Annotated in this window: 14 protein-coding genes; 11 read left to right on the top strand and 3 right to left on the bottom strand. The window is 44.2% G+C overall.

From position 1 onward, the window contains the following. The first annotated feature begins 252 nt into the window (after positions 1-252). The 4 genes from ribE (at position 253) to pgpA (ending at position 2,786) form a co-directional block, all read left to right on the top strand. Positions 253-723: a 6,7-dimethyl-8-ribityllumazine synthase gene (gene ribE / locus AB4407_RS14695; protein ID WP_004734398.1), complete on the top strand. Its 471-nt coding sequence runs from the start codon at positions 253-255 to the stop codon at positions 721-723. Then, the gene (nusB, locus tag AB4407_RS14700; protein WP_004734399.1) at positions 723-1,190 is read left to right on the top strand and encodes a transcription antitermination factor NusB; all 468 of its coding nucleotides are present in this window, start codon (positions 723-725) and stop codon (positions 1,188-1,190) included. The genes ribE and nusB overlap by 1 nt, the downstream gene beginning before the upstream one ends. A gap of 115 nt (positions 1,191-1,305) precedes the next feature. After that, the gene (gene thiL / locus AB4407_RS14705) at positions 1,306-2,280 is read left to right on the top strand and encodes a thiamine-phosphate kinase (protein WP_372121087.1); all 975 of its coding nucleotides are present in this window, start codon (positions 1,306-1,308) and stop codon (positions 2,278-2,280) included. Beyond that, on the top strand, positions 2,280-2,786 hold the full coding sequence (pgpA, locus tag AB4407_RS14710; protein WP_372121088.1) for a phosphatidylglycerophosphatase A: 507 nt from the start codon (positions 2,280-2,282) through the stop codon (positions 2,784-2,786). Before thiL ends, pgpA begins: the two co-directional genes overlap by 1 nt. A gap of 127 nt (positions 2,787-2,913) precedes the next feature. Here pgpA and dxs read toward each other — a convergent pair whose 3' ends face one another. The 3 genes from dxs to xseB are packed head-to-tail and all read right to left on the bottom strand — an operon-like array spanning position 2,914 to position 5,966. Continuing rightward, positions 2,914-4,797, bottom strand: coding sequence for a 1-deoxy-D-xylulose-5-phosphate synthase (gene dxs / locus AB4407_RS14715; RefSeq protein ID WP_372121089.1), 1,884 nt, complete (start codon positions 4,795-4,797; stop codon positions 2,914-2,916). A 21-nt stretch (positions 4,798-4,818) separates the two neighbouring features. After that, positions 4,819-5,703: a (2E,6E)-farnesyl diphosphate synthase gene (gene ispA / locus AB4407_RS14720; protein ID WP_372121090.1), complete on the bottom strand. Its 885-nt coding sequence runs from the start codon at positions 5,701-5,703 to the stop codon at positions 4,819-4,821. Between the two features lie 20 nt (positions 5,704-5,723). After that, on the bottom strand, positions 5,724-5,966 hold the full coding sequence (xseB, locus tag AB4407_RS14725; protein ID WP_004734405.1) for an exodeoxyribonuclease VII small subunit: 243 nt from the start codon (positions 5,964-5,966) through the stop codon (positions 5,724-5,726). A 298-nt stretch (positions 5,967-6,264) separates the two neighbouring features. Between xseB and pomA the strand changes: the two genes are divergently transcribed. From pomA to rlmM, 7 genes are all read left to right on the top strand, one after another. After that, positions 6,265-7,029: a flagellar motor protein PomA gene (gene pomA / locus AB4407_RS14730; protein WP_009847464.1), complete on the top strand. Its 765-nt coding sequence runs from the start codon at positions 6,265-6,267 to the stop codon at positions 7,027-7,029. 11 nt (positions 7,030-7,040) lie between these two features. Then, positions 7,041-7,988 carry a flagellar motor protein MotB gene (locus AB4407_RS14735; RefSeq protein ID WP_009847463.1) on the top strand — a complete coding sequence of 316 codons (948 nt, stop codon included), beginning with the start codon at positions 7,041-7,043 and terminating at the stop codon, positions 7,986-7,988. Between the two features lie 338 nt (positions 7,989-8,326). Beyond that, positions 8,327-9,775, top strand: coding sequence for a tRNA uracil 4-sulfurtransferase ThiI (gene thiI, locus AB4407_RS14740; protein ID WP_371726977.1), 1,449 nt, complete (start codon positions 8,327-8,329; stop codon positions 9,773-9,775). A gap of 668 nt (positions 9,776-10,443) precedes the next feature. Then, positions 10,444-11,352 (top strand): transcriptional regulator GcvA, encoded by a 909-nt coding sequence (locus AB4407_RS14745; protein ID WP_017063339.1) that lies wholly within the window; start codon positions 10,444-10,446, stop codon positions 11,350-11,352. Continuing rightward, a complete protein-coding gene (locus AB4407_RS14750) occupies positions 11,345-11,968 on the top strand; it encodes an alpha/beta fold hydrolase (RefSeq protein WP_017069501.1) in 624 nt (207 codons plus the stop codon). Before AB4407_RS14745 ends, AB4407_RS14750 begins: the two co-directional genes overlap by 8 nt. Continuing rightward, a complete protein-coding gene (locus tag AB4407_RS14755) occupies positions 11,958-12,356 on the top strand; it encodes a DUF423 domain-containing protein (protein WP_017069500.1) in 399 nt (132 codons plus the stop codon). The genes AB4407_RS14750 and AB4407_RS14755 overlap by 11 nt, the downstream gene beginning before the upstream one ends. Beyond that, positions 12,353-13,444: a 23S rRNA (cytidine(2498)-2'-O)-methyltransferase RlmM gene (rlmM, locus tag AB4407_RS14760; protein WP_029223102.1), complete on the top strand. Its 1,092-nt coding sequence runs from the start codon at positions 12,353-12,355 to the stop codon at positions 13,442-13,444. The genes AB4407_RS14755 and rlmM overlap by 4 nt, the downstream gene beginning before the upstream one ends. Positions 13,445-13,846: the final 402 nt, after the last annotated feature.

A 13,846-nucleotide genomic window follows, 5' to 3' on the forward strand; every position in this document is an offset into this window, starting at 1 on the left:
AATTTACCGATGATTTCAGTGGCTCTTTTAGAGGTTAATTTCGATAAAAGAGCAAAGTAGCCAAGCCCGATTCAAAACGTGTCGAATACACAAGTTTGGCTACTTGCTGCTCCAATATGGTTGGCAGCAGCGCTGCGTTATCATCTTTACATCTCCGGTGTCTGTTCTTCTAAATTAGCATTAGATATTGCTCACAGTTTTGTGCTAGAATCCGGCGATTCTCACTTGATGAAAATAGTTAAAGGAAGGCTTATGAAAGTGATCGAGGGTGGCTTCCCAGCGCCAAATGCAAAAATTGCTATCGTTATTGCTCGTTTCAACAGTTTTATTAACGAAAGTTTACTTTCTGGTGCAATCGATACTTTAAAGCGTCATGGACAAGTAAGCGAAGACAACATCACTGTTGTTCGTTGCCCTGGTGCAGTAGAACTTCCACTTGTAGCGCAACGCGTTGCAAAAACGGGTAAGTTCGATGCGATTGTATCTCTTGGTACAGTAATCCGTGGCGGTACACCTCACTTTGACTATGTTTGTAGTGAATGTAATAAAGGTTTGGCACAAGTGTCTCTGGAATTTTCTCTTCCAGTAGCGTTTGGTGTTCTTACTGTTGATACGATCGATCAAGCTATTGAACGCGCAGGAACCAAGGCTGGTAATAAGGGTGCAGAAGCCGCACTTAGCGCACTTGAGATGATCAACGTTCTTTCTGAAATCGATTCCTAATGGGGGCCAGTGTGAAACCAGCCGCACGTCGTAACGCACGTCAATTTGCTCTACAAGCAATTTATTCTTGGCAAATTACTAAAGAAAATATTGCTACCGTTGAAGAACAGTTCTTATCTGGTGGTAAGTATGATGAAGAAGAGCATCATGCCGCAGAACCTGCTCTAGCTATGCCAGAAACAGACGTTGCATACTTCCGCGACTTACTAACTGGTGTTGCTCTTAGCCACATGGAACTTGATAGCAAGCTTCGTCCATTCGTATCTCGCCCTATGCAAGATTTGGATTTGATGGAACTAGCGCTTCTACGTTTAGCTATGTACGAGATGACTCGTCGCGAAGATGTACCATACAAAGTGGTTATCAATGAAGCTATCGAGCTTGCGAAAGTATTCGCAGCAGAAGACAGCCATAAGTTTGTTAACGGTGTGCTTGATAAAGCTGCACCGCACGTTCGTAAGAAATAAGACGTTCGTATATTGAATCTAAAGGTCAGCTTTCATGCTGGCCTTTTTTGTAACTAAATTATCGTAATACCAATAATTACGGTGATTTGTATGAAGACTAAAGATAGGGCATGTGATGTCTGGCGAATTTAACCTGATTGAAAAATATTTTGTAAATCGACAACCACAACGTAAAGACGTACATCTGGCAGCGGGCGATGACTGTGCTTTGGTCAAAGCGCCAAGTAATGTTCAGATCGCGATCAGTACGGATACCTTAGTGGCGGGCACTCACTTCTTAACAGAGGCGAATCCGGCATGGGTAGCACACAAAGCCTTGGCTTCGAATATCAGCGATCTCGCGGCTATGGGCGCGACGCCTGCTTGGGTTTCGTTTGCGTTAACCATGCCTGAAGTCGATGAAGCGTGGCTTGCCCCATTTTGTGATTCTTTTTTCAAACTTGCAGACTATTTTGGTATTCAACTTATTGGTGGTGACACGACCAAAGGGCCGCTGAGTTTAACGCTGACTGTACAGGGCTTTGTGCCAGAAGGCCGAGCACTACGCAGAGATGGTGCGAAAGTGGGGGACTGGATTTACGTAACGGGTAACTTAGGTGACAGCAAAGCTGGGCTAGAGGTGATATTAGCCCCAGAACAGAACAAAGCTAAGCCTTATGCACTTGAGCTAGAAGAGAGGCACTACTTGAGCTCTCCAAGAGTATTGGCGGGTCAAGCTCTCGTGAACCTAGCTTCATCGGCTATTGATATATCTGATGGCGTTATTGCCGATTTAAAACACATCCTTAAGCGTTCTCAGGTCGGCGCAAGCATTGATGTGAGTGCGTTACCAATCTCCGCTGAATTACTTCAATTCTCTTCTGATACCGGTTCTGCACAGCAGTATGCATTGACCAGTGGTGAAGAGTACGAACTCTGCTTTACCGTGCCGGAAGAGAATAAAGGTTCATTGGAAAGTGCTTTGTCGCACACAGGTACAAAAGTCACCTGCATTGGCCAGATAAGACCTGTAGAATATTTTGAATTACACAATAATGGTGAACCACTAAGCTGGAACTTAACTGGTTACGATCACTTTAAGGTTAATTGATGACAAATCCACTTTCTCTTATTTCTCTTAAAAATCCTTGGCACTTATTGGCTACGGGTTTTGGCAGTGGCTTATCGCCGATTATTCCAGGCACAATGGGCACGCTTGCGTCGATTCCATTTTATCTATTGCTGGTTCAGTTACCGTTTCCTGCTTATGTCGCAGTAGTGGTTGTTAGTTGTATTATCGGTATCAAGATCTGCCAGGTGACATCTGATGATATGGGTGTACACGACCATGGCTCTATCGTATGGGATGAGTTTGCGGGCTTTTGGATCACCATGGGCCTAGTGCCTTTATTGAATATCCCTACGGATGACTGGAAATGGATATTCACTGGTTTTGTCCTATTTCGCTTTTTCGATATGGTGAAGCCTTGGCCTATTGGCTGGCTAGATAAACGAGTACACGGCGGCTTAGGTATCATGATTGATGATATCGTGGCGGGTATTATGGCGGCTGTTGCCTTGTACGCAGTGGCACATTTCGCGGGCTGGTTAGTTTAAGTTAGCTAAAGGATTAAGACTTAGTTGCAAGCACATTAAGCTAAGTCTCGGATACTAAAAAGGTTGACCCTAGGGCCAACCTTTTTTGCTTTTATTGCTTACGAGCTTACGAGCTTACGTGTTAAGGCTATTTAGCAAGATAGTCAGAGATAGACTTCTCAATTCCTTTCGCATCTAAGCCAAGCTCTTCATGCAGTTCGCCTTGAGTGCCTTGAGCAATAAACTTGTCTGGTAGACCAAGGTTCAGTACTGGCATCAGTAGCTTTTCTTTCATCAAGAATTCAATCACACCCGCGCCGGCACCACCTGCAATCGCGTTTTCTTCGATTGTCACAAGTACATCGTGGTCAGCAGCAAGTTGTTTGATCAGAGCTTCATCGAGTGGCTTTACAAAGCGCATATCAGCCACTGTCGCATCGATAGCGTCTGCGCTTTGAAGTGCACTTTCTAGGAAAGTACCGAAGCTTAGAATAGCGACTTTCGAGCCATCTTTTGCTTTTTTGCTTTCACGAACGATACGACCTTTACCAATCTCTAGCGCAGTAAACTCACTTTGAATCTCTGTACCCATACCATTACCACGAGGGTAACGAACGGCACTTGGACCTGTGTGCTGGTGGCCAGTGTATAGCATTTGGCGACATTCGTTTTCGTCGCTTGGTGCCATGATCACCATGTTTGGAATACAGCGCATAAAGCTTAAGTCGAACGCACCTTGGTGTGTTTGACCATCGGCGCCAACAAGACCTGCACGGTCAATAGCGAACATAACCGGTAGATCCATGATAGCGACATCGTGGATCAGTTGATCGTAGCCACGTTGTAAGAACGTCGAGTAGATAGCCACAATCGGCTTATCACCCGCAATCGCCATACCCGTTGCTAGTGTCACTGCGTGCTGCTCAGCAATCGCTACATCGAAGTACTGTTCTGGGTATTCTTTCGAGAAACGCACCATGCCAGAACCTTCACGCATTGCTGGCGTAATTGCCATCAGCTTAGGATCTTGCGCAGCCATATCACACAGGAAGTCGCCAAAAATCTTAGAGAAAGTTGGTTTAGAGCTGGTGCTCTTAGGCAGACTTGAGTGTGCGGGATCGAATTTCGGAACGCCGTGGTAACCGATTGGATCTTTCTCTGCTGGCTCGTAGCCTTTGCCCTTCTTGGTCATGATATGCAGGAACTGAGGACCTTTTAGGTCTCTCATGTTCTTAAGCGTTTTAATCAGCTCATTCACATCGTGACCGTCAACCGGACCAATGTAGTTAAAGCCTAACTCTTCAAACATGGTGCCAGGGACAACCATGCCTTTTAGATGTTCTTCTGTACGACGAACCAGCTCTTTAATCGGCGGAACGCCCGATAGCACTTTCTTGCCACCCTCACGAATTGACGTGTAAAGACTGCCAGAAAGAACTTGAGCTAGATGGTTGTTCAGAGCACCGACGTTTTCAGAGATCGACATCTCGTTATCGTTAAGGATAACCAGCATGTCATTATGAATATCGCCCGCGTGGTTCATCGCTTCGAAGGCCATACCCGCAGTAATCGCGCCATCACCAATCACACTGACGACTTTACGATTCTTGCCTTCTTTCTTCGCACTGATAGCCATACCAAGTGCAGCACTGATCGAAGTTGAAGAGTGACCAACAGAAAGCGTGTCGTATTCGCTTTCTTCACGCCATGGGAATGGGTGCAGACCATCTTTTTGACGAATAGTCGACAAGCGGTCACGACGACCAGTAAGAATCTTGTGCGGGTATGCTTGGTGGCCAACATCCCAAACCAATTGGTCAAAAGGCGTGTTGTACACATAGTGCAGAGCCACTGTTAGCTCTACCGTACCTAAGCCTGACGCTAAGTGACCACTTGACTGGCTCACTGAGTTAAGAAGATAGGTGCGTAATTCATCACAAAGCTGTGTTAGCGTCTCTTTCGGAAGAAGACGCAAATCCTCTGGCTTATCAGCCAAAGCAAGAGTTGGGTACTTTGATATATCAAGAGTCATAGGTAATGCGCGCTTATTGTCTTAGTTCTTGCGCTCGATGACGTATCGGGCGAACTCTTCGAGTAACTGGGTATTGTATGGGATTGCAGCCAAAGCTTGAAGCGCTTCCTGTAGCAGAGATTGCGCTTTTTCTTGAGCGCCCTCTAAACCTAACAAAGAAGGGTAGGTGCTTTTGTTTAATTCTTGGTCAGAGCCCTGTGGTTTACCCAAAGTTTCAGTATCGCTAGTGATATCTAAAATATCATCTTGAACCTGGAATGCTAATCCAATGGCATCGGCGTACTTGTCTAATTGAGGCATCACTTCGAACGCTTTTTCGCCAGCAGCTAGAGCACCTAAACGAATCGCACTCTTCATTAGAGCACCAGTCTTGTTACGGTGAACTTCTTCTAACTCCTCTAGCGTGACAGAGCGGTTTTCAGCTTCAATATCAAGAGCTTGTCCAATACACATACCTTGTGCACCAGACGCTTCTGCTAGGCGTTGAATCATTCGAACGCGATTGCTTTCCCCGTCAGCACTTAATGTGCCTTCCGCAAGTATAGTAAACGCGAGAGTTTGTAGTGCATCGCCAGTTAAAATTGCCGTTGCTTCATCGTATTTAATGTGACAAGTCTGATGGCCACGACGCAATTCGTCGTCGTCCATTGCTGGAAGGTCGTCGTGAATCAGAGAATAGGCATGAATACATTCGATTGCTGAAGCTGGAGTGTCGAGTTCTTCCGCAGTGCAACCGAGCATTTCCCCTGTAATGTAGACAAGAAACGGACGTGCGCGTTTGCCGCCTAAAAGTAACCCATAACGCATCGCGTTAATGAGATTCTGATTTTGGTGTGGCAGGCGATCAAGCCAAAGGTTAAGTTGCTCGTTATTACGTGCTTGATAAGACAATAACGTCTCGATCATAGGGGATCTCATACAATTTGTTATTCAGGTTGTGGGTTAAAGTCACTCAGTTCTGCATTTTCATCATTTTGCAACAGGATGCTAACACGCTGTTCAGCGTCGTTTAGTTTACTTTGACCAGCACGAGCGAGGGAGATGCCTCGTTCGAACTTTTTCAGCGCATCATCTAAAGCTAGATCACCATTTTCTAGTTGATCAACCAAGCCATCAAGCTCTTCGATAGCCGCTTCAAAGCTCATATTTTCAGGTTTCTTAGTAGCCATAATAAATCTGCGTTTGGAAAGATGAACGAACGTTACCCTAGGCCGCTGAGATGGTCAAATGTAACCAAGAATTTTTGCTAGAAAGTTCGTTTTTAAGGCGCTTGAATTTACTTTGATTGAATAACCGTGGCTTTATCGAGTTTATACGCTTTGGATAAGTCCAAAGTAAGCCAATAGTTGTGATTCAAAAACGAAAAGTGTGATACTTAGACGAAGAATTAACTAAAAGATCTTATAGTCTTGCCGATAAGGATATTATCGTCGACGTAGAACTGTAAAAAAGCATGAGGAGTGCTCAGTGGATTTAGCAACCCTAATAGGTTTGATTGGTGGATTTGCCTTCGTAATTATGGCAATGATCCTAGGTGGAAGCCTCGGGATGTTCTATGACACGACATCCGTTTTGATCGTGATTGGTGGTTCAACGTTTGTTGTTCTAATGAAATTCACCATGGGACAGTTCTTTGGTGCGGCAAAAATTGCCGGTAAAGCATTTATGTTTAAAGCCGATGAACCAGAAGATCTTATTGCTAAAGTCGTAGAGATGGCGGATGCCGCGCGTAAAGGCGGTTTCTTAGCACTTGAAGAGATGGAAATCAGCAACAGTTTCATGCAAAAGGGTATCGACCTATTGGTTGATGGCCATGATGGTGATGTAGTGCGTGCAGCACTGCAAAAAGACATCGCGTTAACCACAGAACGTCACGAACAGGGCGCTAAAGTATTTACAGCTTTTGGTGATGTTGCACCCGCAATGGGTATGATTGGTACATTGGTTGGTTTGGTTGCCATGCTTTCGAACATGGATGATCCAAAAGCGATCGGGCCGGCGATGGCGGTTGCACTTTTAACCACTCTATATGGTGCAATTCTTTCGAACATGGTGTTCTTCCCTATCGCGGACAAACTTGCTCTACGTCGTGACCAAGAGACACTGAATCGTCGTTTGGTGATGGATGGCGTACTCGCGATTCAAGATGGTCAAAACCCACGAGTTATTGACGGTTACCTGAAGAGTTACCTTAACGAAGGTAAACGTACGATTGATGGTGAAATGGCTTAAGGGGAATAAAAATGGATGAAGAAAATCCATGTAAATGTCCCCCTCCGGGTTTGCCACAATGGATGGGAACATTTGCTGACTTGATGTCATTGTTGATGTGTTTCTTTGTACTGCTCCTCTCATTCTCTGAGATGGACGTACTGAAATTTAAACAGATCGCAGGCTCAATGAAATTCGCGTTTGGTGTACAAAACCGCTTGGAAGTAAAAGACATTCCTAAAGGTACCAGCATTATTGCACAGGAGTTTCGTCCTGGTCGCCCAGAACCGACGCCTATTGATGTAATCATGCAACAGACCATTGATATTACGCAGCAAACTCTAGAGTTTCATGAAGGGGAATCTGAGCGTGCTGGCGGTACGATGCGTGATCAGGGCAAGATGACTGGGGGTAAATCAGCAGAGGTTTCTGCGCACAACAACCAAAACTCAGAATCAGATCAGCAGCAACAGCAAGCTCAAGAACAGTCTCAAGAGATGGAAACCTTGATGGAGAGCATCAAGAAGGCGTTAGAGCGAGAGATCGACCAAGGCGCGATTGAGGTGGAAAACCTTGGCCAGCAAATTGTGATTCGAATTCGTGAAAAAGGCGCATTCCCATCGGGTTCTGCTTTCCTACAACCTAAGTTCCGACCATTGGTTAGACAGGTTGCCGAGTTAGTGAAAGATGTTCCGGGCATTGTCCGAATCTCTGGGCATACTGATAATCAACGTCTTGATTCTGAGCTTTACCGTTCTAATTGGGACTTATCATCGCAGCGCGCGGTGTCTGTGGCTCAAGAGATGGAAAAGGTCCGTGGTTTCTCTCATCAACGCTTAAGAGTTCGCGGTATGGCCGATACAGAGCCAGTAGAGCCGAACGATACTGAATGGCAACGTAGCTTAAACCGTCGTGTTGAAATCAGTATTATGCAGGGCGAACCGCTTTACAGTGAAGAAGTCCCAGTAATCACTGAATAGTATTTACCAAGAATATGCATCCCAAAGCTCAATCTGTCGTAGATTGGGCTTTTTCTTTGTCTGATACACAAAAGGGTTTGTACCAAGCTAGTAAGAGAAGAGAAGAGAAGATATATGGATAAATGAGCTTGGATGAAATCGAGACGATAGTTTGTCACTAAGGTGAGTTTATTAATGGCACCAAAGCACGCACTCTTTTCCTTGTTTGATTTTCTCATGTATAATTCGCGCCCTTAGATTTAATATTGATCTATTATTGCTTCAATAACTATGTGAAATGACCTTTTACGTGGTGATGAACCTATTAAAATTGTGAACCTTATTGGCGTGAAAGTACTATGAAATTTATTGTTAAGCCCCACCCGGAAATTTTTGTAAAAAGTGAATCGGTGCGTAAGCGCTTCACAAAGATTCTAGAACGTAATATTCGTACTATTCTTCAGCGTCGTACTGAGTCTGTGGCTGTCTTCAACCGCCGTGACCATATCGAAGTGACGTCTGAGAGCGACAAATACTTTAAAGAAACACTCGAAGTATTGACGCAAACTCCGGGTATTCATCACTCCCTTGAAGTTCAGCAATCAGAATTTAAAGACCTGCACAATATTTACGAGCAAGTCCTTGAGCGTAGCGGTGCTCTTATTGAAGGTAAGACTTTCTCTGTACGTGCTAAGCGTCGTGGTAAGCATGACTTTACTTCTATCGAGCTAGAACGCTACGTAGGCGGCGGTCTAAACCAAGCGGTTGAATCAGCAAAAGTAAAACTGAAAAATCCAGATATTACCGTTAAAGTTGAAGTCGAGAACGATAAGCTAAACCAAGTTATTGAACGTCATAAAGGCCTAGGTGGTTTCCCTCTTGGTACTCAAGAGGATCTGCTTAGCTTGATCTCTGGTGGCTTTGATTCTGGTGTTTCAAGCTACTTACACATCAAACGTGGTTCTAAAGTGCATTACTGCTTCTTCAATCTTGGTGGCCCTGCTCACGAGATTGGTGTTAAGCAAGTTTCTCACTACCTATGGGATAAATACGGTTCATCGGCAAAGGTGAAGTTTATCTCTATCGATTTTGAACCTGTAGTTGCAGAGATCCTTGAGAACGTTGAAGACGGCCAAATGGGCGTTGTTCTTAAGCGTATGTTCATGCGTGCTGGTGGTATGGTTGCAGAGCGTTTCGGTATCGAAGCTCTAGTAACGGGTGAAGCTCTTGGTCAGGTTTCTAGCCAAACGCTAACTAACCTGCGTCATATCGACAACGTGACGGATACTTTGATCCTTCGTCCACTGATCAACTGGGACAAAGAAGACATCATCGACCTGTCTCGTAAGATTGGTACTGAAGACTTCGCTAAAGTAATGCCTGAGTATTGTGGTGTTATCTCTAAGAAGCCAACCGTGAAAGCGAAGAAAGGCAAACTAGAAGCGGAAGAAGCTAAGTTTAACTTTGAAGTGCTGGATCAAGTGATCGAGAACGCTCGTATTATGGATATCCGTGATATCGAGAAAGAGAGCCAAGAACAGGCACCAGAAGTGGAGCAAGTTCAAGCCGTTGCTGAGCACGCTGTCGTTCTTGATATCCGTAGCCCAGACGAAGAAGACGAAAGCCCGCTAGAGATCGATGGTGTTGAAATCAAACACATCCCGTTCTTCAAGCTTTCAACTCAGTTTGGTGACCTAGACCAATCGAAAGAGTACTTGTTGTACTGTGACCGTGGTGTCATGAGCCGTCTGCAAGCGCTTTACTTGCAAGAACAAGGCTTCCACAACGTTAAGGTTTACCGCCCATAGTGGTGTGTTGACCAAGCGTTAATAATTTTGCAAAGCCGCATACTGAAAAGTAAGCGGCTTTTTTATTGTCTATGATGAAGGATTGACAGTAGACAGAGGCATGCGTTTGGACGTGCTATCGTCATGCTCAGCTTTGAAATTTTGGATTGATAGAACTGGTGAGATCTAAACGGGTCTATAAGTACTGAAGAAGTGTGAGTATCTTGAAGTATTCTGTTACTTTTTAGTGCAACTCAATGGTGCTATTTGTATGTGTTCAGTTGTTTATTTGAGTGGGTGTCTGATTCTGTGATTAGCGATGAAAAATAATAAAGATTAATTAGCACAGCTATTGATAAACTTATTGTTACTTTTCTTTGCACATAAAAAAACACCGCCCATAAGGCGGTGTAAACAAATTTGACAGACAGGTCAAAATAAATACAGGAAGTACATGCCTCGTTTCAGTATAGAACTGCAACAAAACATTTGGTAGAACTCTACCCAACTCGAAAAGAACGAGTTTGCAAACACAACATCGCAGGAGCTAAACCAATTGATTCTAGAGAGAATCAAGCCGTTCAGGCTAGCTGCTGCGGGATGAAATATAGAATTTCTCTGGCCGCTAGGCAATGGACAAATTATAATGTTTCAGATAAAAAAAACTAATGCTTATTTAGAGAGTAACTATGTCTCGTCGATTACCCCCATTAAACTCGCTAAGAGTGTTTGAAGCCGCGGCTCGACACTTGAGTTTTACGCGTGCCGCAGAAGAGTTGTTTGTTACTCAAGCCGCGGTCAGTCATCAGATCAAAGCGCTTGAAGAATTCTTATCTTTGAAGCTGTTTCGTCGAAGAAACCGCTCTTTGCTGCTGACTGAAGAAGGTCAAAGCTACTTCTTGGATATCAAAGATATTTTCACATCACTGGCAGAAGCGACAGACAAAGTGCTTGAGCGAAGTGAGAAGGGCGCATTGACCATCAGTTTGCCGCCGAGTTTTGCTATTCAATGGTTGGTACCAAGGCTCGCTGACTTTAATCAGCAAGAACCTGATATTGATGTAAGAATCAAAGCCGTTGATATGGATGAAGGCTCGTTGACCGATGATGTAGACGTGGCTATTTACTATGGCCGAGGGAATTGGTCGGGGCTCAGAGCCGATAAACTTTACCAAGAATACTTAATTCCTCTTTGCTCACCTTCCGTGCTGCTAGGAGCTAAACCTTTAGAATCTCTCAGTGATTTGGCATGTCATACGCTACTGCATGATACATCTCGAAAGGATTGGAAACAGTTTGCTAAGCAAAATGGTATTGATGGGGTAAACGTTAATCATGGCCCTATCTTCAGTCACTCAACCATGGTATTGCAGGCGGCCGCTCACGGGCAAGGTATTGCTTTGGGTAATAATGTGTTGGCGCAACCTGAAATCGAAGCAGGTCGTTTGATTGCCCCTTTTGATGAAGTGTTGGTAAGTAAGAACGCCTTCTATGTAGTGTGTCATGAGAAACAAGCTGACATGGGGCGTATTGCGACTTTCCGTGATTGGATGTTGGCGAAAGCGCAAAGTGAACAAGAGGACTTACTTGATGAATAACCTCATCATTGATGGTGAAGACAACCCAATAACCTTTATCTTTGCACATGGTGCTGGCGCAGGTATGGATCATGAGTTCATGCAGTCGGTAGCAAAAGGGTTGGCGTTTAAAGGGATACGGGTGATTCGTTTTAATTTCCCTTACATGATCAAACGTGCTGAAGATGGTAAGCGTCGTCCACCTGATCGAGCCCCTAAACTGCTCGAAGCTTACCAAGATATTATCGGACAGGTAGATGCCGATAAGCTTGTGATTGGCGGTAAGTCGATGGGAGGACGTATGGCGAGCCATTTGTCTGAAGTTGATAAGGTGGCTGCAATGGCCTGTTTAGGCTTTCCTTTCCATCCGCCAGGCAAACCAGAGAAATACAAAGGTGAGCACTTGGCTGAGTTAGCAAAGCCGTGTCTTATTCTGCAGGGTGAACGTGATACCTTTGGTAAGCGAGAAGAGTTTGCTGATTTCGACCTGTCGGATTCGATTCGTGTTGAGTTTATTCCTGATGGCGATCACAGCTTTAAGCCTCGTAAGAGCTCTGGCTACACCGAACAGCAGAACATAGCGTTAACCGTTGAGAAACTATCGGCGTTTATCAAAGAGGTGCTTAATGAGAAGTAAGTATTTACTCACTTTTGCAGGTATCTCTGGCGCAATAGCCGTAATGCTAGGTGCCTTCGCCGCTCACGGGTTAAAAGCTGTCTTGCCAGAGTATCTGCTAGGCGTGTTTGAGACAGGTGTTCAGTACCAGTTTATCCATACACTAGCAATATTGGCGTGTGGTGCACTGCTGCAGATGAAACTTGGCGCTAAATCACAAAAATATTTTTTCATTGCGGCAATTTGCTTTATCATCGGCATCCTTTGTTTTAGTGGCAGCCTTTATGGCTTAGCACTGACAGGAATAAAATGGTTTGGCCCTATAACACCGTTTGGTGGTCTACTATTTATCATTGGTTGGGGAGTCTTCTCCTTCGCTGCTTTGAATATAAAAGAGGTAACTCAGTGAAACACGTACTACTTTATTGTCGCTCTGGTTTTGAAAAAGAATGTGCTGGCGAAATTCAAGACAAGGCAACACAACTGGAAGTGTTTGGTTTTCCTCGCTTAAAGAACAATACAGGCTTTGTATTGTTTGAATGTTATCAAGCAGGCGAAGCCGATAAACTGGTAAAAGAGATCGACTTCCAATCGTTGATCTTTGCTCGTCAAATGATCGCGGTAGCGGTTGAAATCAAAGATCTGCCGACTGATGATCGTATTTCTCCAATTCTTGAGGCGCTTTCTGAGAAAGAAGGTTTCCCACGTTGTGGCGATATCCGTATTGAAACACCAGACACCAATGAAGCGAAAGAGCTTTTGAAGTTCTGCCGTAAGTTTACTGTGCCAATGCGTCAAGCAATGCGCGGTAAAGGGTTGATGACAGCGAAAGACAATGTTAAGAAGCCTGTGCTTCACTTATGTTTTATCGCTCCGGGTCACTGTTTTGTTGGTTACTCTTACCCAACCAACAACTCGCAGTTCTTCATGGGTATTCCTCGTTTGAAGTTCCCATCAGATGCACCAAGTCGTTCTACATTGAAGCTAGAAGAAGCATTCCACGTATTCATCCCTCGTGATGAGTGGGACGAACGTCTGGCTCCGGGTATGTGGGGCGTAGATTTAGGCGCGTGTCCAGGTGGTTGGACTTACCAATTGGTTAAGCGCTCTATGTTTGTTCACTGTGTTGATAACGGCATGATGGCAGATAGCCTAATGGAAACGGGTCAAATTAAGCACCACATGGTGGATGGTTTTAAATTCGAACCTGACCGTAAGAACGTCACTTGGATTATCTGTGACATGGTTGAGAAGCCAGCTCGTGTTGCACACCTTATGGGTGAGTGGATCATCAAAGGCTGGGCGAAAGAAGCACTGTTCAACCTTAAACTGCCAATGAAAGGCCGTTACGATGAAGTTCTGCAGGATATCGAAAACCTAAAGCAGTTCCTGATTGATAACAAAGTGAAGTTCAAGATGCAGGCGAAGCACCTTTACCACGATCGCGAAGAGATCACGGTTCATATTCAGTCGCTTTCGAATATCTCACCGTACTAATATTTACGTTAGTGTGTCAGTGATAAAGAAAATGCTCCTTTAAGGGGCATTTTTTATATCTGAAGTTTGTTTATGAGTTTGATTATCGCTTCGTATGGGTAGTTTAGAAAGGTTGGTCTATATGCGTTTTTTAGTCATATTTAAGTGTAAATGTGACTAATTCAACTTGGTTGATAGTCGTCGAATTGTCGACTATTAGTGTCGATATGAGACAAAAAAGCCGTAAGCTATCGATACTTACGGCTACCTAGTTCAGCGATGAAACGAAGAAGGGTTTATTTAAAATTCAGCAGTAAATTACAGCGAGAACATCCTAATCAAATTGTATTTTATTATAAGTAAGTAAATGTAAGTAAAGAATGTAAATGATAACTATTACTATTAACATTGTTATTAGTGTCG

The organism is Vibrio sp. 10N.261.46.E11, from assembly GCF_041472735.1.
Lineage (GTDB): Bacteria > Pseudomonadota > Gammaproteobacteria > Enterobacterales > Vibrionaceae > Vibrio.

Bases quoted from the DNA above. Each gene is read 5' to 3' on its own strand.
- ribE (WP_004734398.1), top strand. From the start codon at position 253: ATGAAAGTGATCGAGGGTGGCTTCCCAGCGCCAAATGCAAAAATTGCT.
- nusB (WP_004734399.1), top strand. From the start codon at position 723: ATGGGGGCCAGTGTGAAACCAGCCGCACGTCGTAACGCACGTCAATTT.
- thiL (WP_372121087.1), top strand. From the start codon at position 1,306: ATGTCTGGCGAATTTAACCTGATTGAAAAATATTTTGTAAATCGACAA.
- pgpA (WP_372121088.1), top strand. From the start codon at position 2,280: ATGACAAATCCACTTTCTCTTATTTCTCTTAAAAATCCTTGGCACTTA.
- dxs (WP_372121089.1), bottom strand. From the start codon at position 4,797: ATGACTCTTGATATATCAAAGTACCCAACTCTTGCTTTGGCTGATAAG.
- ispA (WP_372121090.1), bottom strand. From the start codon at position 5,703: ATGATCGAGACGTTATTGTCTTATCAAGCACGTAATAACGAGCAACTT.
- xseB (WP_004734405.1), bottom strand. From the start codon at position 5,966: ATGGCTACTAAGAAACCTGAAAATATGAGCTTTGAAGCGGCTATCGAA.
- AB4407_RS14735 (WP_009847463.1), top strand. From the start codon at position 7,041: ATGGATGAAGAAAATCCATGTAAATGTCCCCCTCCGGGTTTGCCACAA.
- thiI (WP_371726977.1), top strand. From the start codon at position 8,327: ATGAAATTTATTGTTAAGCCCCACCCGGAAATTTTTGTAAAAAGTGAA.
- AB4407_RS14745 (WP_017063339.1), top strand. From the start codon at position 10,444: ATGTCTCGTCGATTACCCCCATTAAACTCGCTAAGAGTGTTTGAAGCC.
- AB4407_RS14750 (WP_017069501.1), top strand. From the start codon at position 11,345: ATGAATAACCTCATCATTGATGGTGAAGACAACCCAATAACCTTTATC.
- AB4407_RS14755 (WP_017069500.1), top strand. From the start codon at position 11,958: ATGAGAAGTAAGTATTTACTCACTTTTGCAGGTATCTCTGGCGCAATA.